Source organism: Empedobacter sp. GD03865 (assembly GCF_029840775.1).
Taxonomy (GTDB): Bacteria; Bacteroidota; Bacteroidia; order Flavobacteriales; family Weeksellaceae; genus Empedobacter; species Empedobacter falsenii_B.
Map to the genome: position 1 here is coordinate 12,747 of NZ_JAOCDF010000025.1, position 23,310 is coordinate 36,056.

A 23,310-nucleotide genomic window follows, 5' to 3' on the forward strand; every position below is an offset into this window, starting at 1 on the left:
TTTTGATTAGAATTTAACATTTAAACCGAATACAAATGTTCTAGGTCTTGGATAGAAATTATTATCAATACCGCCAAACATTTCAGGATCTAACCCATCATAATTTGTAAATACAGCTACGTTTTGTACCGCACCGTATAAACGTACATCTAATCCTTTTATCGCTTGATTTAGATTATATCCGACAGTTATATTATCTATACGGAAGAATGATGCGTCTTGTACGTAATAATCACTCATTAAGTTTGAATCTGTAATTTCTACGAATCCTGCATTGTAAAAATCAGTATGAACATTAGATAAATAATTTTGTCCATTACCAGTCGCTTTTCTACTATAACCTTTTGCAGAAGCAACATTGTTATAAGCATAGTTACCTAAGTTTGCTCGAGCGCTAGCAGATAAATCTAGATTTTTGTAACGGAAAAACAAATTGAATCCCATGGTAACATCTGCGTATGGGTTTTTATGTATGTAACGATCTTTGTCGTTGATGATACCGTCACCATTCAAATCTTCGTAAGCACCTTCGATAGGTTTACCGTTAACATCGTAAATTTGTTTGTAAACATAGAAACTGTATGGAGCATAACCTTCTCTATGGATTTGTATATTATTACCTGTACCACCGTCAATTCCACCAACATAATTATCATTAGAAAGATTGGTAATTTTGTTGTCGTTAAAAGCAATATTATAACCTAGTGTGAAATCTATATCATTTGATTTTACAAGATCAGCATTGATGTTAAACTCAATACCTTTGTTCTCCATATCTCCAATGTTTTTGTTCATCATATTACCGAAATTGGTAAAAGGATCGATGTAAACATTAGCAATTAAATCTTTTGTTTTCTTTTGATAAAGATCTACAGAACCATAAACTTTATTTTTGAATAAAGAATAATCAATACCTAAATTAATTGTTTCTGCAATTTCCCATTTTAAATCTTTACTTACAGTAGATGGTCTATAGGTTTGATAAAAAGTACTACCAAACTGGTAATATGCTGTAGATTGTGAAACATTGTAACGTGTCATGTATAAAAAGCTTCCTAATCCATTTACATTACCAACTTGTCCAAAACCAGCGCGTAATTTCAAGTCATTTACTGTAGAAGATCCTTTTAGGAAATCTTCATTAGAAATGTTCCAAGCAAGTGCAACTGAAGGGAAATAACCCCATTGATTGTCTTTGATGAATTTAGAAGAAGCATCTGCACGTAAAGTACCCGTTAAAATGTAACGGTTATCGTAGTTGTAATTAAAACGTCCGAAATATGATAATAAAGTGAAATGATCTCTATCTATGAATTCATAATCTAATCCTTGCTCAAATAATTCACTGTCGTATGTATGAGAATATGTATTGAAGTATTGATATCCATAACCTGCAACAACATTCAAATTATGTAAACCGAAGTCTTTATTGAAAGTTAAATAAGCATCAAATAATTTGTTATAGTTTTGATTATCATATCTGTAATAAGAACCATCCCATGTTAAAGATGAGCTTGGCATGTTCTGAGAAACAACATTTCTTCCGTTTGCATTAGAGATATCATAACCAACATTTACTGTAGCAGTTACAGAAGGTAAGAAATGCAACTTATAATCAACTTTTGCATTACCTACAAAACGTCTAACTTCTGATGTATCGTCTTGCTCATTTAATAATGCGACAGGATTTGTAGGAGCTAAATTATGTTTAACATTACCATCCATCCAAGTGTGATAACCACCAAAAAATGGTGCGCCAGAATAAATAGGTTGTGTAGGGTCATATTCTAAAGCAGCGCCAATAGCACCTCTATTAGCGAATTTATTTTCGATATAAGAACCTCTAGCATTTAACTCAATCTTTAAATGATCATCAAAAAATGATGGATTTAAAGACATAGAAGCAGTAGTTCTATTTATGTTATCACCACTTAAAATTCCATCCTGATTTGTATTTGATAAAGAGAAACGTGAAGGCATTTTACCACCAATATTTCCCATAGCACTTAAATTGTGATCAAAACCAACTGCATTTTTATAAATTTCTTTTTGCCAATTAGTGTTTGCATTACCCAATCTAGCTATTTCTGTTGGAGAACCAACTTGATTAACTAATGTTCTGAATTGATCCGCATTCATCATATCTACATAGTTAGATGGAGTATAGACAGAAGTTGTAGCGTTGTAATTATAAGTAAATTTTTGTCCTTTACCTTTTTTTGTTGTTACTAAAACAACTCCATTTGCAGCACGAGAACCATAGATAGCTGTTGCTGAAGCATCTTTCAGAATCGTCATCGATTCGATGTCATTTGGATTTAAGAAATCTAAAGGATTTCGAGAACCTCCAATTACACCATCTGCTAATGGAACACCATCTACAACATACAATGGTTGAGAGTTTAATGATAACGAACTATTACCACGAATGATAATATTTTGTCCATCACCAGGAGCACCACCAGCAGATGTTACCACAACTCCAGCGATTTTTCCAGTCATTAATTCTTGCGCAGAAGTGATTGATCCTTTATTGAAATCTTCTGAATTTAATTGATTTACAGAACCTGTAACATCTTCTTTTTTCGCTGTTCCATATCCAATTACAACAACTTCTTTTAAGTTTTCTGTTGTTTTAGACATACGAAGTTGTAATTGCGTTTGTCCCGCAAAAGTTATTTCTTGATCGTCATAACCAAAAAAACTGATAACAATTATATCACCATCGTTCGCTTCTAATGTAAAATTTCCTTTTTCATCAGAAACTGTCGATTCTCCTGTTGTAATGTTCGAAACATCTGCACCAGCTAAAACCGTGTTATTAGCGCTATCTTGTACTGTTCCTTTTATCGCAGTTTGTGCAGATAAAATAGCAGGGCTTGATAAAACTAATGCTAGAAGAGATTGTTTTAAAATCCTCATATATTTTTTGTTTTGTTTCGTTAATTATTAATTTATATTTTTACTTCTCATTACCAAATATAAGTTGTTTAATTGATTGATTGTGTATGTAATACACTAACTAGTTAAACGAAAACGTTTTCGTGTTAATAAATAATTAAATTAATTGTTATAGCATGTTAATTTTTAATAAAAAAGACGGAAATTAGTAGAATAAGATTGATGGTTAAGGTAGAAAGAAGATTATGAAAAAGAATTTGACATTAAAACAGATTGCAAAAGAGTTAGATGTTTCGATATCAACGGTTTCTAAGGCGTTGAAAAATAGCGAAGAGATTAGTGCTGTAACGAAACAAAAGATTCAGGCATTTGCAAAATTATACAACTACAAACCGAATAATATAGCATTAAGTCTAAAGAATCGTAAAACGAAAACCATTGCCGTGATTATTCCCGAAATCGTTCACGATTTTTTTGCGATGGTAATTAGTGGAATCGAAAATTTAGCCAATCAATATGGTTATAATGTCTTAATATGTTTGTCAAATGAATCGTACGAACGTGAAGTGATTAATATGGAGATGCTTGCAGCGGGTAGTATAGACGGATTTGTGATTTCTCTTTCGAAAGAAACTCAAGCCAAAAAAGATTATCATCATATCAAAGAAATCATCAACCAAGGAATGCCAGTTGTGATGTTCGACCGTGTAACGCGTGAGGTTTATACTGATAAAGTGATTATTGATGATGTACTTGCGACACAAGAAGCAATTCAGTATTTTATAAGTAAAGAACGCAAGAAAATCGGTTTTATCACAACGCCAGATTATATAAGTGTCGGACGCTTAAGAACCGAAGGATATAAAAGAACGTTGGAAGCGAATGGAATTGAAATTGACGAAAACTTGATTTTGCGTGTAGAAGACGAGAGTCAGTTGGACACTATGATTGATGAATTTTTCGAAAAAAATAAATTTGACGCAGTAATGGCAGTAAATGAATTATATGCCGTAAAAGTTTTGAGAGCTGCATTGAAAAAAGGAATTAAAGTGCCAGAAGAGTTACATTTAATTGCTTTTACAGATGGTGTAATTTCCAAGAACTCAATTCCAAGCATTTCTACAGTTAAACAAAATGCATTCAAAATGGGTGAGATTGCAGCGCGTTTATTAATTCAAAAATTAGAGTCAGAAAACGAGCACGAACATTACATTACCGAAGTTGTCGGAACAGAATTATTACACAGAGAAACTACAACGATTTAGTAAGTTTTTTTTGGTTAAATAATTGTTACAGTTGCAATAATCCCAAAAAAAAGTTTTAACATTGTAAACAAATCAAAACATATTTTTACTTCTCAAATTACAAAAATATAGTTTTGATAAGCATAAAACGCTTATCGTAAAATACATAAAAAAATTACGATAATGAGAAAGCGTAGATTAGGATTTCTTGAAATCTGGAATTTAAGTTTCGGATATCTAGGAGTTCAAATGGGTTTCGCCTTGCAAAACGCAAATGCGAGCCGTATTCTAAGTTCATTTGGTGCCGATGTGCACGAATTGTCTTGGTTTTGGATTGTTGCACCGCTAATGGGATTGATTGTTCAACCTATTATTGGTCATTATTCAGATAATACTTGGTCTAAATTTGGACGAAGAAAACCATACTTTTTAGTAGGAGCTTTATTGGCTTCTTTCGGATTAATCTTAATGCCACAAGCAGGTGCATTTACGGCATTGATGCCTGCATTATGGATGGGTGCTGGATTCTTGATGATAATGGATGCTTCATTCAATATCGCGATGGAACCGATGCGTGCATTTGTAGCAGATATGTTGCCTTCGGATCAACGTACATTAGGATATTCAATTCAAACTGTAATTATTGGTTTAGGAGCTGTTGTCGGTTCGTGGTTGCCTTATATTTTGAGCAACTGGTTTGGTGTTTCAAGTATTGCAGCGGAAGGAGAAGTTCCGTTTCACTTAATTTTATCATTCATTATTGGAGCAATTGCAATTATTGTAACCGTTTTAATTACCATTTTTACAACAAAAGAATATTCGCCAGAAGAATTAGACGCTTTCGAAAAAGCAGAAGGTAGAGAACCAATTGTTGAAGAAAAAGCAAGCTTAACACAGATTTTTACCGATTTTGGGAATATGCCAAAAACGATGAAACAATTAGGTTTGGTACAGTTCTTTACGTGGTTTGCATTATTCGGTATGTGGGTATTTGCTACGCCTGCAATCGCTCATCATGTGTACGGTTTGTCTTTGAGTGATACACATTCAGAAACGTACCAAAAAGCAGGGGATTGGGTTGGAATTATCTTCGGAGTTTACAACGGAATTTCTGCAATATTCGCCTTCTTTTTACCAGCAATAGCCTTAAAATTTGGTCGAAAAACAACACATGCTATTTCATTAATTTGTGGAGGATTAGGATTAATTTCAATCTATTTTATTCACGATCCAAAATTATTAATCCTTTCCATGATCGGAGTAGGAATCGCTTGGGCAAGTATCTTATCGATGCCTTATGCAATTTTAGCGGGAGCAATTCCAGCGAAAAAAATGGGTGTTTACATGGGAATTTTCAATTTCTTCATTTGTATGCCTCAAATCGTCAACGCATTGTTAGGCGGTCCAATTGTAAAATATTTATATCACGATAATCCAATTTTCGCCATTGTTACCAGCGGTGTTGCGCTAATTATTGCAGCACTTTTTGTAACGCGCGTAAAAGATGTGGATGAACCAATCAAAGCATAATCATTTTGAAAACTAAAGCATTTATTTTTGATTTAGATGGTGTCATCGTCGACACTGCAAAGTACCATTATTTAGCATGGAAAAAATTAGCGAATAATCTAAACATCGATTTTACGCACGAACATAACGAATTATTGAAAGGTGTTTCTCGTGTGCGATCATTAGAAATTATTCTTGGATTGGGAAATGTTGAAGCTTCTGATGAGCAGAAAAACGAATGGTTAATTCAGAAGAACAAAGAATATTTAGAATACATTGATAAGATGGACGATTCTGAAATTTTACCAGGCGTTATGGACGTTTTAAACTTTCTAAAAGAAAACAATCAACCAATTATTTTGGGATCAGCTTCTAAAAATGCACGTCCAATTTTAGAGAAAGTTAATATTCTAAATTATTTCGATGATATCGTAGATGGAAACGATGTTTCTAACGCAAAACCAGATCCAGAAGTTTTTATCGTTGGAGCGAAAAAAGCGAATCAAACAAACGAAAATTCAATTGTATTTGAAGATTCTGTTGCAGGAATTGAAGCAGCAAATGTAGCAGGAATGACAAGCATCGGAATTGGAGAAGCTTCGGTTTTGAATGAAGCGAAATACAACTTTAAAAATTTTACTGAAATCTCAGAGGATTTCTTGGTCGAATTAATCAATCAATAATTATACAAACTACATACAACAAACAAAATGAATCAAGATTATATCATCCCGAATGCGTGGTCAATTATCGAAGAAGGGTTTGAAAAAGATCGTGTAAAATCGTCTGAAAGTTTATTTTCTATCGGAAATGGAGCAATGGGACAACGTGCCAATTTTGAAGAATTTTATTCAGGTGATACATTTCAAGGAAGCTATATTGCCGGCGTTTATTATCCTGACAAGACAAAAGTGGGATGGTGGAAAAACGGTTATCCAGAATATTTTGCAAAAGTATTAAATGCGCCAGTTTGGATTGGAATTGACATCGAAATTAACGGTGAAAAATTTGATTTAAACACTTGTAAAGAAGTTAAAAATTTCCGTCGCGAATTGAATATGAAAGAAGGTTTATTGGATCGTTCATTTATTGCGATTTTACCTTCAGGATTAGAAATTGAGGTTTTTGTTCGACGTTTTCTTTCTGCTGATTTAGATGAATTAGGAGCAATTAAATATGACATCAAACCAATCAATGATGATGCGAAAATTGTCTTCAAACCTTATGTTGATGCAGCTGTAAAGAACGAAGATGCGAACTGGGAAGAGATTTTTTGGGAACCAATTTTTTCTGAAATTAAAGGTGAACAAGGTTTTGTACAAGCGCGTACGTTCAAAACTCATTTTGAAGTCGTAACATTTATGCAGAATAAAATCTTGGTAAATGGAAGTTATCAACAAAATACACCAACAAGTGATGTTAAAACTGAAACAAAAGTAGAATTTACATATGAAGTTGAGGTAAAAGCGAATGATACCGCGACAATTGAGAAATTTGGAGGTTATGTAGTTTCGACAAATCATCCTAAAAATGAATTAATTAACGCTGCCGAAAATGTATTATCTCAAGCAAATGAACAAGGTTATGAACAATTGTTAATAAACCAAAAAGAAGCTTGGGCAAAGATTTGGGAAATGGCTGATATCACTATAGAAGGAGATACAAAAGCGCAACAAGGTATTCGTTTTAATATTTTTCAATTAAATCAAACGTATTCTGGAAAAGATGAGCGTTTGAATATCGGTCCAAAAGGCTTTACGGGAGAGAAATATGGAGGTTCTACATATTGGGATACAGAAGCATATTGTTTGCCATTTTACATGGTAACAAAAAATCAAGAAGTTGCGCGAAACTTATTAATGTATCGTTTTAATCAATTGGATAAAGCGATTGAAAATGGAGAAAAATTAGGCTTCAACAAAGGTGCAGCTTTGTATCCGATGGTTACGATGAATGGTGAAGAATGCCATAACGAATGGGAAATTACATTCGAGGAAATTCACCGTAATGGAGCTATTGCATTTGCGATTTACAACTATGTTCGTTTTACGGGAGATCAAACGTATATTCCAGAAGCTGGTTTAGAGGTTTTATTAGGAATTGCACGTTTTTGGAAACAGCGTGTGAATTGGTCAAACGACAAAAAACAATATGTGATGTTAGGAGTTACGGGACCTAACGAATATGAAAATAATGTCAACAACAATTTCCATTCAAATTATTGTGCACAATGGTGTATGAATTATTTGTTGGAACAAGTTGAAAACGTCAAAACAAATTATCCAGAGGATTTCGCTCGAATCGCTGCAAAGAGAAGTATTACTGATGCTGAATTAGCAGAAATGAAAGAAGTTGCAGAGAATATTTATTTTCCATTCAGTGAAGAATTAGGAATTTATTTACAGCAAGATGGTTTCTTGGATAAAGATTTAACACCTGTTTCTGAATTACCAAAAGAAGAACGTCCGATTAATCAAAAATGGTCTTGGGATAGAATTTTACGTTCAGCTTATATCAAACAAGCAGACGTTTTACAATCGTTCTATTATTTCGAAGATCAATTTTCGAAAGATCAATTAGAAAAACATTTTGATTTTTACGAACCATTAACGGTTCACGAATCATCATTATCGCCTTGTGTTCATTCCATCCAAGCAGCAACGTTAGGAAGAATGGAGCAAGCATATACATTTTATTTGAGAACTTCTCGTTTAGATTTAGATGATTATAACAAAGAAGTTCACGAAGGATTACACATCACATCTATGGCTGGAACTTGGATGTCGATTGTAGAAGGATTTGGTGGAATGCGTGTGAAAAACGATCAATTGTATTTTGAGCCGCGTTTACCAGAACAATGGGAAGGTTTTTCGTTCAAAGTCAATTTCCGTCATCAAATCCTAAAAGTTATTGTAAATAAAGGAGAAACAATTTTTGAACTGGAAGGAACAGAACCGTTAGAGGTTTATGTTTTCGACCAGAAAGTAGTTGTTCAGCCTTCGATTTAATAAAGGGAATCTAATACCTTGAAGGCTTCGGTTTTCAGGGTATTTTTATTTAAAGTAATAGGTTTTAAGTTCTACGTTCTAAGTTTATTCTGAAAACGTATTTAAAAAAAGTCATCCTGAATTCATTTCAGGATCACATAAAGCAGAGAATGAGAAGCTGAAACAAATTCAGCTCGGCAGAGAATTAAAAAGATTCTTCGATAAACTTAGAATGACAATTTCATTAATGTAGTAAAGTAAATGTCATTCCGACGAATGGAGGAATCTAAAAAAACAAAACACATGAAAAAAATACTATTATTATCATCTTTCCTATCAACATTTGCGTTTGCTCAAATCCAAAAAGTTGAGCCAATGTTTTGGTGGAAAGGAATGAAAAATCCAGAAGTTCAAATTCTAGTTTATGGAAAAGATATTAGTAAATACAATATTGAATTATCAGATAATGTTAAAATTCAAAATTTACAGAAAACTGAAAATCCAAATTATGTTTTTGTAACGATTAATACGAATGAAGTAAACAAATCATCATTCAAAATTAACATCAAAAACAAAAATAAAATTGTTGATTCGTATACATATGAATTAAAAGATCGTCAACCAAATTCTGCAAATCGAACATCTTTTACATCAAAAGATATGGTGTATTTGATTATGCCAGATCGTTTCGCAAATGGTGATGAAAGCAACGATTCGAAGAAAGAATTAACAGATAAAGCCAATCGTTCTATTCCAGATGGTCGTCATGGTGGGGATTTGCGAGGAATTATCAACAATTTAGATTATTTACAAAATCTTGGTGCAACAGCGGTTTGGTTAACGCCTGTTAATGAAGATAACGAGAAACAACATTCCTATCATGGCTATGCACAAACTGATTTGTATAAGATTGATGGACGTTACGGAAGCAATGAAGATTATCGCGAATTATCGCAGAAATTAAATCAACGTGGAATGATGTTGATTCAAGATTATGTGACAAATCATTGGGGAATTTCGCATTGGATGATTCAGGATTTGCCTTCGCAAGATTGGATTCACAAATTTCCTGGAGGAAAAGATGGTTTCCGTCGTTCCAATTATCGTACAACAACTCAATTTGATAAAAACGCTGCAGAAGTAGACAAAAAAGAAGCGTTGAATGGTTGGTTTGATTATACAATGCCAGATATGAATCAATCAAATCCGTTAGTGCTAAATTACTTGACGCAAAATGCAATTTGGTGGATAGAATATGCAGAATTAGGAGGAATGCGTGTTGATACATATCCGTACAATGACAAAGAAGGAATGGCGAAATGGGTGAAAGCAATTACGACAGAATATCCAAATTTCAATGTAGTTGGAGAAGCTTGGATGTATTCGTCTGCGCATATTTCGTATTGGCAAAAAGATTCTAAAATTGCTGAAATCGATAATTATAATTCGTATTTACCTTCTGTAATGGATTTTCCATTGTTTTCAGAATTGCCAAAAGCAATCAAGGAAGAGGAATCGTGGGATAAAGGAATGATTAAATTGTATAATTCGTTCACCAATGATTTTCTATATCCAGATATCAACAATATGTTTGTGTTTATGGAAAATCACGATACAGAACGTTGGAACGAAATTATGAATGGAGATGTGAATGATTATAAACTTGGTTTGTCATTAATTTCGACTGTTCGCGGAATTCCTCAAGTATATTACGGGTCTGAAATTGGGATGCGAGGAGATAAAAGTAAAGGTGATGCAGCAATTCGACAAGATTTTCCTGGAGGTTGGAAGTCAGATAAACAATCGGCTTTTACAAATGAAGGAAGAACTTCGGAGCAAAAAACGTTTCACGATTTTACAGCAAAACTTTTCAATTGGCGAAAAAATAAAGAAGTTATTCATTCAGGAAAAACAAAACATTACATGCCACAAAATAATGTTTACGTTTATTTTAGATACAATGAAAACGAATCTGTAATGATTATTTTGAATGCAAATCCAGAAAAACAAACGTTCAAATTAGATCGTTTTGCAGAATCATTAAACGGATTTACTTCTGGAAAAGATATTATTTCGGACAAAGTTTTACCAATCAATACAAACGGAGAAATCACAATTGATGGTAAATCTTCGATGATTATTGAACTTGGAAAGTAGTAGGTTTCACGTTTATTCTGAAAACGTATTATAAAAAATGGCATTAAATATATGACGTAAATAAAATTTAAAAAGTGAAGAGTAAAAATGATTTAATGAGCGATAGCGAATTTTTAAATCATTCTCGAAACGGTTTAAATTTTTAGTCAAATAGATTTACCGCCTTGACTTTTTTGATTCGTTTTTGTGTCAAGACAAAAATGAATGAAATATAAAAGTCATCCTGAATTCATTTCAGGATCACATAAAGTAGAGAATGAGAAGCTGAAACAAGTTCAGCTTGACAAGAAATTTATTGCTTTACGCATTAGGCGTAAAGCATAAAACAGACAATAAAACAAAAACAAGAAATATGAAAAACTTTAAGTTTATACTGGGGTTAGGAATCGCGATGATGAATATGGTTTATGGACAAGAATTGAAATCTCCAAACGGAAATTTTGTAATGGATTTTTCGTTGTCTAAAGATGGAAAACCTACTTATCAGTTAAAATACAAAGGAAAAGATGTGGTTAAACCAAGTCATTTAGGATTTGAGTTTAAAACGAAGCATAAAGAAATGGATTTTGCAGTGCAAGATCGAGTAGAAGATGAGCGTGCAAAAGACATTGCAAACTTCTTATCAGGTTTCAAAATTATTGATACTAAAACATCAACTTTTGATGAAACTTGGAAACCGGTTTGGGGAGAAGTAGACAAAATCAGAAATAATTTCAACGAATTAGCGGTGACGGTTTCTCAACCAAATACAGATAGACAAATGATTATTCGTTTTCGTTTGTTTAATGAAGGGTTAGGTTTCCGTTACGAGTTTCCAGAACAAAAGAACTTAAAATATTTTGTGATCAAAGAAGAGCATTCGCAATTCGCAATGGCAGGAGATCATACTGCTTTTTGGATTCCTGGTGATTACGATACGCAAGAATATGATTACACAGAATCAAAATTATCAGAAATTAGAGGATTATTTGATAAAGCTTATATTGGCAATGCGTCTCAACAAGCTTTCTCAAAAACAGGTGTACAAACAGCTTTGATGATGAAAGCAACAAACGGACTTTACATCAATTTACACGAAGCAGCGTTGATTAATTATCCTGCAATGAGCCTTAATTTAGATGATAAAACATTAACGTTTGAATCTTGGTTAACTCCTGATGCTTTGGGTGATAAAGGTTATTTACAAGCGCCTTTCAATACGCCTTGGCGTACAATTATTGCGAGTGATGATGCACGAGAAGTTGCTTTCAAAGGTCCGCAATTGGTTTATAATTTAAATGAACCTTCAAAAATTAAAGATACTTCTTGGATCAAACCTGTAAAATACGTTGGTGTTTGGTGGGAAATGATTACAGGAAAAAGCTCTTGGGCTTACACAGATGATTTCCCGACAGTGCAATTAGGGGTAACCGATTATAAAAATGCGAAGCCAAACGGAAAACATGGAGCAAATAACGAACATGTAAAAGAATACATCGATTTTGCTGCAGAAAACGGATTTGATGCTGTTTTAGTTGAAGGTTGGAACGAAGGTTGGGAAGATTGGTTCGGTAATCACAAAGACTATGTGTTCGATTTTGTAACACCTTATCCAGATTTTGATGTGAAAATGTTAAATGCTTATGCAAAATCTAAAGGTGTAAAAATTATGATGCACCACGAAACTTCGGGTTCTATTCGTAATTATGAAAGACATTTGGAAAAAGCCTATAAATTCATGAACGATAACGGTTATACATCTGTAAAAAGTGGATATGTAGGTGATATCGTTCCTCGTGGAGATTATCATTACAGCCAAAATACGATTAATCATTATCAATATGCAATCGAAAAAGCGGCTGAATATAAAATTATGGTTAATGCTCACGAAGCGGTTCGTCCTACAGGAGTTGCGCGTACATGGCCAAATTTAATCGGAAACGAATCTGCTCGTGGAACAGAATACCAAGCTTTCGGTGGTTCTAAACCAAATCACGTAACGGTTTTACCTTTCACGCGTCTTTTAGGTGGGCCAATGGATTACACGCCTGGTATTTTCGAAATGGATGTGAAAAAATTAAATCCAAACAACCATTCTCACGTCAATTCTACGATTGCAAATCAGTTGGCTTTATACGTGACAATGTATTCGCCTTTGCAAATGGCTGCTGATATTATTGAGCATTACAAACAATTTTCTGATGCATTTCAATTCATCAAAGATGTACCTGTAGATTGGCAAGATTCTAACTATTTAGAAGCTGAACCAGGAAGATATTTAACAATTGCACGTAAAGACAAAAACTCAAATAATTGGTTTGTTGGAAATGTAAATGGTGAAACGCCACGTTCAACGAAAATCAAATTAGATTTCTTAGATAAAGGAAAAAAATACGAAGCGAAAATCTATGCTGATGCAAAAGATGCGCATTATAAAACAAATCCTCAAGCCTATAAAATCGAAACAAAAAAGGTTGATTCAAAATCTGTTTTAGATTTAACATCTCAAGCTGGTGGAGGTTTTGCAATTAGCATTAAAGAGATTAAATAAATTTTAGATTTAAAAAGTTTTAAGTTCTAATTTCATGTCACTTCGAGTAAATTTTCGAAATGATAATGAAGAAAATTTGTATCGAGAAGTAAGATGTGAAAATTTGCCTAATTTCTCGATACGATTCTTATCAGAATCACTCGAAATGACGAATAAAAGTCATCCTGAACTCGTTTTCAGGATTAATGAAGTGGAGGATGAGAAGCTGAAACAAGTTCAGCTTGACAAGAGATTAAAAGATTCTTCGATAAACTCAGAATGACAATTTCATTAAAGTAAATATCATTCCGACGTAAGGAGGAATCTGAGAAAGTTTTAAGTAATATGTTCTACGTTATAAGTTGGGTGAAAATACTTAAAACGTAGAACTTAAAGCGTACAACACAATTATGAAAAAAATACTTTTCACGTTAGGAATAGCTTCATTGTTTTTAAGCTCTTGTTCAAAAACAACAACACAAGCTACGCAGACAAATCATTCAGAAAAACAACTATTTGTTTGGAATGGTGCAAATATTTATTTTTTGTTGACCGATCGTTTCGCGAATGGAGATAAAAAGAATGATGTCAACTATGGGAGAACTGCTGAAACTTCTAAATTAAGAGGTTTTGAAGGAGGAGATTTTCGTGGGGTAATCAATAAAATCGAAGATAATTATTTTTCAGATTTAGGAGTTAATGCGATTTGGATGACACCGATTGTGGAGCAAATTCATGGATATGTTGATGAAGGACAAGGAAAAACATATGGATTTCACGGTTATTGGACAAAAGATTGGACGTCGATTGATAAAAACTGGGGAACTGAAAAAGAGTTACAGGAATTAGTAGACAAAGCACATGCGAAAGGCATTCGTATTATGTTGGACGCGGTGATTAATCACACAGGTCCAGTTACAAATTCGGATGGTGTGTTTCCTGCTGATTGGGTTCGTGTTTCGCCACAATGTACTTATGAGTCTTACAAAACGACGATTGAATGTACGTTGGTAAAAAATCTTCCAGACATTTTAACGGAATCAGAAAATGATGTGATGTTGCCCCCGCAATTGTTAGCAAAATGGTCGCAAGAAGGTCGTTTAGACAAAGAAGTTGCTGAATTGAATGCTTTTTTCGCGAAATATAATCTTCCAAAAGCACCGAAATATTACATTATGAAATGGCTTTCAGATTATATTAGAAAGTATGGAATTGATGGTTATCGTGTCGATACGGTGAAACATACGGAAGAAAATGTTTGGAAGAAATTCGAAGAAATTTGTCAAGATGCTTTCGCAGAATATAAAACGAATAATCCTACAAAAGTATTGGATCAAAATAAGTTTTTCTTGTTAGGAGAAGTTTATGGATATTCGATTAATGATGGTCAGCAATATAATTTTCCTGATAAAACAGTTAATTATTTCGAGAATGGATTTGATGCATTAATCAATTTCGATTTGCGTTCAACTCAAAAAGAATCTAATCAAACTGTTTTTGATCGATACAATGATATTCTTCAAAATAAGATGAAAGGAAAGTCTGTGATGAGCTACATTACCTCGCACGATGACGGTTCGCCTTTTGATAAAAATCGTCAAAATCCTTGGGATGCAGGAACTCGATTGTTATTGGCGCCAGGGATTTCGCAAATTTATTATGGAGACGAAACGGCTCGTCCGTTAGAGATTGAAGGTGTTGATGGAGATGCAAATCTTCGTTCGAATATGAACTGGGAAGATATTAAACCAAATTCAGAAACGGAATCATTATTGAATCATTACCAAAAATTAGGACAATTTAGACGAAATCATCCAGCAGTTGGAGCAGGAAATCAAACAGATTTGCAAAATTCTCCGTATATTTTTACAAGAAAATATAAAACAGACGAAGTGGTGATTGGTTTAGAAATGCCAATTGGTAAAAACACAATTAATGTAAGTTCTGTTTGGAAAGATGGTACCAAAGTTCGCGATGCTTATTCAGGTTTTTCTGGAAAAGTTGTGAACGGAAATTTAGAATTGAATACAACTTCTGATATTGTGTTATTAGAGAAAGTTAATTAATTTTTTGAGAAGTAATAGAAGAAAAAATGATAAAAAAAATAGTTGGTTTAACCTTGATGACAACTTTGTTTTTGACAAGTTGTGAAAGCAAAAAGGAAACAAAGTCAGAAGACGTTAAAACTGAAATGAAACAACAAGGTATTTTACCTTTTACGGCTGATATGGCAGAAACTTCTGTGATTTATGAAGTGAATGTTCGTCAATTTTCACCAGAAGGAACTTTTGCGGCGGTAACAAAAGAGATTTCGAATATCAAGAAATTAGGTGTTAAAATCCTTTGGATTATGCCTATTTATCCAATTGGAGAAGAAAATCGAAAAGAAGGTTTAGGTTCGTATTATTCGATCAAAGATTATAGAGGAATCAATCCAGAATTTGGAAATGCCGAAGATTTTAAGAAATTAGTTGATGAAGCGCACAAAAACGGAATCTATGTGATTTTGGATTGGGTTGCGAATCACACGGCTTGGGATCATCCTTGGGTAAAACAACATCCCGATTGGTACGAACAAGATAAGAACGGAAAAATGCATTCTCCTTACGATTGGTCGGATGTTGTGGCATTAAATTTCGATAACAAAGAAATGCGCAAACAGATGATTGCCGATATGAAATATTGGTTAGATGATTTCAAAATTGATGGTTTCCGTTGTGATATGGCGCACGAAGTTCCAACAGATTTTTGGAACGAAGCAAAACCACAATTGGCAAAAGGTCGCGAAATTTTTATGTTAGGTGAAACAGAGAAGCCAGATTTATTAGCAAATAATGCGTTCGATGCCGCTTACGGATGGGAAATTCATCATATCATGAATGACATTGCAAAAGGTAAAAAGAATGTTTCTGCGATTGATGCGTATATGGATTCGATTCCGAAAAAATGGCAAGCGGATGATTATAAATTATTATTCACATCAAATCATGACGAAAATTCTTGGGCTGGAACTGAGTACGAAAGAATGGGGGATGCGGTCGAAACATTTGCTGCATTAACGTATACTTTACCAGGAATTCCATTGATTTATAATGGACAAGAAGAAGATTTTAATCGTCGTTTAAAATTCTTTGTCAAAGATTCTATTGATCGTAATCCAAATGCAAAAATGCGTGGTGTTTATGAAAAGTTAGGAGAATTAAAAATCACAAATGAAGCGTTTAATGGAGCGAAAAAAGCGGCTTCTTACGAACGTTTGAAAACATCTGATGATAAATCTATCTTAGCGTTCAAACGTCAAAAAAATACGACAGAAGCTTATTTTATTGCGAATTTTACGAAAGCAAATAAAGAAATTACAGTTCCAATTAATGGGGTGTACAAAAACTTTATGAATAACGAAGATGTGACATTTGATGCTACAACAAAACTGAAATTAAAACCTTGGGAATACCTGATTTTAGTTCAGAAGAAAAAATAAACTCTTAAAAGCTGGTTAAATTTTTAATCAGCTTTTTTTATGGTATAATGCTTGTTGATAAACGTTTAAAATCCAAATCATGAGAAAAGTAATTTTATCAACAGCCGTCATTTTAAGCTTAGTTTTCTCTTCGTGCGAATCGAAGAAAACAGAAAACTCAGAAGTTATCACAAGTAAATCTGAAGTTGCAGAACAACCAATTGTTTCGGAAAGTGATATTGCGAATCATCCAGAGTCATTGACTTCACAAAATACTTATGTGGTTTTACAAGATAATGGTCAACAAAAAACGGTAAATATTGATCCGAATGAAACGGTGATTTCAGCAAATAGTTTACCTGTTAATGCACAAAATTTTGTTTCGAAAAACTTTGGTAATATGGAGTTTGTGAATGCGATAAAAGAAGTTGAACGCAATATCACAACATATAATATTCAGTTGAAAGACGGAACAAAAATAGAATTTACAGATAATGGTGATTGGAAGGAGGTGAAAAATGGTTTAGGAAAAGCGATTCCGATTAAATTTTTCCCAGATAATATTCAAAAATATCTTCAATCAAAATATCCTAAAATCGATGCGAAATCAATTGAAATGGATACAAAAGACAAAGAAATAAAAGTAGAATTGTTACAAAATAATGTCGATTTGAAATTTGATTTGAATGGTAATTTTATCAAAATTGATTAATCAAATACATCAAAAACCTTGTCAATAGATGAGGTTTTTTTTAATTTCTAATTTTTAAAATTTTACAATAACCTTCACATCAACTTTTCGCAATTTTCAATATATTTATAGTAGAAAAAATCAACCAAAATGGATAAAAAATATTTGAGATCGCTAATTTTTAGACATCTCGATGGTTTGGTAACGGCTCCTGTATTGAGCGCTTTGGCTAAAAAAGGAGCTTTGCATTACATTGTCGAGCACAAAACTATACAGTTAGAAGAATTGACAAAAGAATTTCAGGCGAACGAAGGTTATCTAAATGTTGCTTTGCGTGTGTTGGCTTCGCAAAATATGTTAGAATATTCGGTGGACAATGCGAAAGATAATGTTGAAATTCAAACTAATAAATATTCGGATCGAGCATTTACAAATATTGATATTTACCACGATTTAGCTGTTTTTTTAGCAGAAAATGAGGTAATCAATCAACATGATTTTTCGGATGAGTTTTGTAAAAAATGGATCAAATTATTTGATAAATATAAAACTTATTTGATGACTGCTGATGACGAAGAGTTTCTTGAAAAACCTTTGCATTATCAAATTACCAAACATATCGAAGGCGTTTTGGTTGGACCAATTATTGTGCGAATGGGAATGAGCGGTTTGTTTCATAAATACTTTATGGAAGCTTCTTTCAATCCAGATGAATTTCACAAAAATCCACAAACTTTCGAAAAAATATTAGAAAGATTAACCGAATTAGGTTGGTTTACTAAACACGAAAAAAACTATAAATTCACCGAAATAGGATTGTTTTTTGCACGTCGAGCAACATCGTATGGTGTTACAGTTTCTTATTTACCAATGTTTGCAAAGTTGAATGATTTACTTTTCGGTTCGCCAACAAAATTGCGTGAAATTACCGATGGTGAAGATGAGCAACATGTGAATCGCGAAATGAATGTTTGGGGTAGCGGAGGAGCGCATTCCACTTATTTCAAAGTGATTGATGAGTTTATTGTTGATATTTTTAATCGTCCAATAGAAGAGCAACCGAAAGGGATTTTGGATATGGGATGTGGAAATGGAGCGCTTTTGCAACATTTGTATGATGTCATAGAACGTCAAACCTTACGCGGAAAACATCTAGACGAATATCCGCTTTTCTTGGTTGGTGCAGATTATAATCAAGCAGCATTGAAAGTAACGCGTGCCAATTTAATTAAAAATGATATTTGGGCAAAAGTGATTTGGGGCGATATTGGCGATCCAGATCGTTTGGCAACGGATTTGAAAAATGATTATTCAATAGAGTTGAGTGATTTATTAAACATTAGAACATTTTTAGATCATAATCGAATTTGGGAAGATGTAGAAGATATCAAAACAAATCGAATTAGTGCTTCTACAGGAGCTTTTGCGTTTAGAGGAAAACGATTGTCAAATAATGATGTGGAACAAAATTTATTGAATCATCTCAAAAAATGGGCGCCTTATGTAGATAAATTTGGTTTGTTATTGATCGAATTACATACGATTGCTCCAGATTTAACGGCGAAGAATTTAGGAAATACGCCGGCAACAGCGTATGATGCGACGCATGGATTCTCGGATCAATATATTGTAGAAGTCGATGTTTTTCATCGAATTTGTCAAGAAACTGGTTTAGTTCCAGATAAAACATTGTTCAAAAAATATCCAAACAGTGAATTGGCAACTGTTAGTATCAATCTTTTGAAACGATAATATTTAAAAGATATATTAAATCAAAAAAAGCTCAGCAATTGCTGAGCTTTCTTGGTTAGTCTTGTGTCAATAATTAGTTTAGGGTTATTTTTGCTTGACTAATCTTAAATCCATTTTCGTAAACATTGAACGTGTAAACTCCTTTTTGGAATTCCTCGTTTTCCCAATCAAACGTAATATTTTTTGTTTGTCCGTTTGTGTAATTAAAGTTGATTGCATCAGAGAAATTAACTGTATCTCCAGATCTCAATTCAATTTGTCCGCCTTGCGCATTTCCATATCTTCCTAATGTTCCGTCAGGATTATAGATAGCAACATATAATTTTTTTTCTCCAGATTCTGTTCTCGAATTACGATCTACATCAAAATAAACACGAATTTTATCAATACGTTTTGCACGTGTTTTTTCAACTTCTTTTCCGCTATTTCTTACACGAATTCCTTTGATTTGTTGATTAGAAACAGATAAAGTTGAACTTAATTCATTGATCTTTCCTTTCGAAATTGCATTGTCTTTTTGACGAACACTTTTTTCTGTTTCGTAGTTATATGTTAACTCTTTATTGTTTTCTCTTAAGTTGTTGTTATCTGTTGTTAAAGCAGAATTTTTATTATTTAATTCGTCAACACTACGTACAAGAATTGCATTTTCTTTTTGTAAACGCGCAACTTCAGATTTGTAATTTTTTACACTTCCTTCTAAATCGTTAATCATTTTACGAGCACGATTCATTTCTTCTGCAGTAGGATTGTCTTTATCTAGAATTTCTTGAATATCTTGATTCTTTAACTGAATCATATTTTCTTTATCGCCCAATAAATTGTTACGATCTTCAATACGAGCTTTATATTGTGTATAGTCGTTTAAAATCGAATCATATTGTTTACGAATTTGATCTTTTTGACCTGTTTCGTTTTTAAGGATTTGAGAATTTAAAGATTCATTTTTTTCAAGATTCCCGATTTGGTTTGCTTGATAAATATTATATCCTACACTTCCTGCTAATAAGATTCCGACTAATGCCAAAGGGACTACTAAACCGTTTTTTCCTTTGTTTGTTGGTTGATTGTTTTCTTCTAATCCTTGCATATGAATTATTATTTAAGGTTAATTGTTTTTTTATTGTTTCTAGTGTTAAGAAATTATGATGCCAAAAACTTAGGATGATGTTAAAATGAGGGTTTTTTAACAAATTTTTTCACATTTTAGACCGAAAATGAATAATCATGCAGAATTTTATTCTAAATAAATCATAAAAAAAGCTCCAGAATAATCTGAAGCTTTCTTTCTATTTTGATGAATTGTATTTACTTTTTATCAAAAGTTCCTGTGTAAACAGAAGTCAATTTGTCCAAAGAAATGTACTTTTTGAAAACCTCGTTCACTTGGTTTACATTCAATGCATCTACTTTTTTCTCTAAATTATCGAATTCATCAAACGTAATTCCATTCAATAAATAACCATTCGATAAGCCTAACAAAGTTCCGTCAGTTCCCAAAGAAGTTGTACGACCGTTTTTCCAACTTACAATATTTGTTTTCAATTCGTCCGCTGTGAAACCATCTTTCAATGCTTTTGCAACTTCTTCTTTCAATGCTTTTTCAACCGCTTCACGTTTTGTTGGATTCAAGAATGCATAATATCCCCAAGAAGCTACATCGTTTTTAGGATCGTTTGGAATCGAAACATATGAACCTGCACCATAGCTGATTCCTTCTTTTTCTCTTAATCGCATTGGAATACGAGCAGATAAAAATCCTCCACTTCCAATCATTTCATTTGCCATAACCATTGCGGCGTAATCAGCACTTTCACGATTCATTTTGAAGTTAATTGACCCAACTGCAGCAGCATTTTCTTTGTCTGGAATGTTATAAAGTTTATCCTCTTTTTTCGTTGCTGTAAAAGTTGGATACGCTTTTTCGTACTTCGATTTGCTATTCCATTTACCAAAAGTATCGTTTAATAATTTTTCAACTTTCGCTTTGTCATTTGTTCCAATAATAGAAACAACACCATTTTGTGCACCTAAAATATTTTTATAAAAATCAACTAAATCAGCTTGTTTGATTTTCTTTAAATCATCTTTTGTTTCAGCAAAAGAAGCTGTATAAAAAATAGAAGATTTAGGATAATTAGATGTTAAACGACTAATTTCGTTGAAGGCTAATGCTTGCGGATCGTTTGTATTTGCATCTAAATATGTTGTGTATTCATTTACAGATTTTGCTAATTCAGCTTCAGGAAAAGTTGGTTCTGTAATGATTTGACGCACGATATCCATTGTTTTGTCTAATGAATTTTTGTACGTATTAATTGTTACAGATAAATTTTGTCCTCCAAATCTAAATCCAACCGAAGATTTTAAAGCATCTAATTGATCTTTGATTTGTTCTTTTGTTAAATTCTTCGTTCCAGACATTAACAATTCAGCCGTTAATTGACCGATCATTCCTTTGTTTGCCAAATCTTTTTCATTCGAAACAGGTAAATTAAATGAAAGAATTACTTTTTCACCTTTAATTTCTTTGTCGATGATTCCATATTTTAGACCATTGTTCAATTTTCCTTCTGCATAATGAGCTTTTAAGTTTTTGATTGAAGCTTCAAATGGTTTTGCTTCTTTCTCAACTGCACGACCTTTGTAATTCGAAACTAATTCTGTAATCTGTTTATTCGTTAATTCAGCTGGTTTTACACGAATTTCATCTTTTGTCGGAATAAAAGTTCCAACTGTTCTATTATTCGCTTTAAAATATTTTTCAGCTACACGTTTTACATCTTCTTTGGTTACTTTTTCGATATTATCGCGGTATAAGAAACCTAAACGATAATCACCCGCACCAACAATTTCTGTTAAACCAATGGCATAATTAATCGTATTATTTTTTTGATTTTCGATGTTTTTCACAATACTTGCTTTCGCACGTTGTACATCTTGATCAGTATAATTAATTGTAGCAACTTTGTCTAATTCTGCACGAATATCATTTTTCGTTTGTTCGATGTTTTTCTCTTTTGGAATTTCAGTTCCGATATAGAAGAAACTTGCATCACGAACTTCTGGACTATACGCCCAAATTGAAGCAATTTTGTGTGTGTCAACTAAAGATTTGTACAAATATCCCGAAGGATCTGAAGTTAAAATATTATTTAAAACATCAATTGCTGCATAATCTTTATCGCTATATGCTGCAACGTGATACATTACACCAACAGATTGTGAATCTCCTGCACGTTTTACTTCAACAAATTTTTCACCATCTTGCGCTGGCTCAACTGTTAAAATTTCGTCTAAAACACGAGTTGGTTTTGGAATCGAAGCAAAATACTGATTCACATATTCCATTGTTTTTTTTTCGTCAAATTTTCCAGCAATAATTAAAGTTGCATTATCTGGTTGATAATATTTTTCGTAGAATTTGCGCAACTGTGGTGTTTTTACACGCTCAATATCTTCTTTAGATCCAATGGTAGATTTTCCGTAATTGTGCCATAAATAGCCAGCAGAAATAACGCGTTCCATTAAAACACTTGAAGGATCATTTTCACCAATTTCAAATTCATTACGCACAACTGAAAACTCTTTGTCCAAATCTTCTTGTTTAATGGTTGCATTAATCATTCGATCAGCTTCCATTTCCAAACTCCAACGTAAATTTTCGTCGCTTGATGGGAAAACTTCGTAATAATTTGTACGATCATAATATGTTGTTCCATTTGCGCGTCCACCTTTGTCAGATAACATTTTCTTGATATCGCCTAAGTTTTTTGTTGATTTAAACAACATATGTTCTAACAAGTGCGCCATTCCTTTTTCGCCATAACCTTCATGTTTAGATCCAACATTGTACACAATGTTAACCACAACATTACTTTGCGATTGATCAGGAACCAATAAAACTTGTAATCCATTTGGTAGTTTGTATTCCTTAATTCCTTCTACTTGCGTCACAAAAGTTGCGCTTCCAGATTTCGTTTGAGCCATTAAGTAAGGTGAATTTGCAAAGGCAAAAACCAGACAAATACTCAGTAAAGTTTTTTTCATGTATTTATTTTTATAGTTATTAATTGGATGATACAATTCTATAATCTATT

Annotated in this window: 13 protein-coding genes; 10 read left to right on the forward strand and 3 right to left on the reverse strand. The window is 33.0% G+C overall.

The window, feature by feature from the left end:
• Positions 1 to 6 precede the first annotated feature (6 nt).
• Entirely contained in the window at positions 7 to 2,922 is a 2,916-nt protein-coding gene (locus N5D46_RS10115; protein ID WP_280049886.1) for a TonB-dependent receptor, read from the reverse strand.
• 224 nt (positions 2,923 to 3,146) lie between these two features.
• On the opposite strand from N5D46_RS10115, the gene N5D46_RS10120 reads away from it, so the two are divergent.
• From N5D46_RS10120 to N5D46_RS10165, 10 genes are all read left to right on the forward strand, one after another.
• The gene (locus tag N5D46_RS10120) at positions 3,147 to 4,166 is read left to right on the forward strand and encodes a LacI family DNA-binding transcriptional regulator (protein WP_114998825.1); all 1,020 of its coding nucleotides are present in this window, start codon (positions 3,147 to 3,149) and stop codon (positions 4,164 to 4,166) included.
• Between the two features lie 162 nt (positions 4,167 to 4,328).
• Positions 4,329 to 5,675, forward strand: a complete 1,347-nt coding sequence (locus N5D46_RS10125) for an MFS transporter (RefSeq protein ID WP_038331042.1) — start codon at positions 4,329 to 4,331, stop codon at positions 5,673 to 5,675.
• A 5-nt stretch (positions 5,676 to 5,680) separates the two neighbouring features.
• Positions 5,681 to 6,337: a beta-phosphoglucomutase gene (gene pgmB / locus N5D46_RS10130; RefSeq protein WP_221853995.1), complete on the forward strand. Its 657-nt coding sequence runs from the start codon at positions 5,681 to 5,683 to the stop codon at positions 6,335 to 6,337.
• A 27-nt stretch (positions 6,338 to 6,364) separates the two neighbouring features.
• On the forward strand, positions 6,365 to 8,662 hold the full coding sequence (locus N5D46_RS10135) for a glycoside hydrolase family 65 protein (protein WP_114998830.1): 2,298 nt from the start codon (positions 6,365 to 6,367) through the stop codon (positions 8,660 to 8,662).
• Positions 8,663 to 8,944: 282 nt separating this feature from the next.
• Positions 8,945 to 10,798 (forward strand): glycoside hydrolase family 13 protein, encoded by a 1,854-nt coding sequence (locus N5D46_RS10140; RefSeq protein WP_115001942.1) that lies wholly within the window; start codon positions 8,945 to 8,947, stop codon positions 10,796 to 10,798.
• Positions 10,799 to 11,150: 352 nt separating this feature from the next.
• Positions 11,151 to 13,328, forward strand: coding sequence for a glycoside hydrolase family 97 protein (locus N5D46_RS10145; RefSeq protein ID WP_280049887.1), 2,178 nt, complete (start codon positions 11,151 to 11,153; stop codon positions 13,326 to 13,328).
• Between the two features lie 389 nt (positions 13,329 to 13,717).
• A complete protein-coding gene (locus N5D46_RS10150) occupies positions 13,718 to 15,373 on the forward strand; it encodes an alpha-amylase family glycosyl hydrolase (RefSeq protein WP_280049888.1) in 1,656 nt (551 codons plus the stop codon).
• Between the two features lie 26 nt (positions 15,374 to 15,399).
• Positions 15,400 to 16,788, forward strand: a complete 1,389-nt coding sequence (locus N5D46_RS10155; protein WP_280049889.1) for an alpha-amylase family glycosyl hydrolase — start codon at positions 15,400 to 15,402, stop codon at positions 16,786 to 16,788.
• Positions 16,789 to 16,867: 79 nt separating this feature from the next.
• Positions 16,868 to 17,479: a PepSY-like domain-containing protein gene (locus N5D46_RS10160; protein ID WP_280035334.1), complete on the forward strand. Its 612-nt coding sequence runs from the start codon at positions 16,868 to 16,870 to the stop codon at positions 17,477 to 17,479.
• A 129-nt stretch (positions 17,480 to 17,608) separates the two neighbouring features.
• Positions 17,609 to 19,210 carry a class I SAM-dependent methyltransferase gene (locus N5D46_RS10165; protein WP_280049890.1) on the forward strand — a complete coding sequence of 534 codons (1,602 nt, stop codon included), beginning with the start codon at positions 17,609 to 17,611 and terminating at the stop codon, positions 19,208 to 19,210.
• Between the two features lie 73 nt (positions 19,211 to 19,283).
• Here N5D46_RS10165 and N5D46_RS10170 read toward each other — a convergent pair whose 3' ends face one another.
• Both N5D46_RS10170 and N5D46_RS10175 read right to left on the reverse strand, forming a co-directional pair.
• On the reverse strand, positions 19,284 to 20,300 hold the full coding sequence (locus N5D46_RS10170) for a hypothetical protein (RefSeq protein WP_280049891.1): 1,017 nt from the start codon (positions 20,298 to 20,300) through the stop codon (positions 19,284 to 19,286).
• A gap of 218 nt (positions 20,301 to 20,518) precedes the next feature.
• Positions 20,519 to 23,260 carry a pitrilysin family protein gene (locus N5D46_RS10175; RefSeq protein WP_125349445.1) on the reverse strand — a complete coding sequence of 914 codons (2,742 nt, stop codon included), beginning with the start codon at positions 23,258 to 23,260 and terminating at the stop codon, positions 20,519 to 20,521.
• Between the last annotated feature and the right edge of the window lie 50 nt (positions 23,261 to 23,310).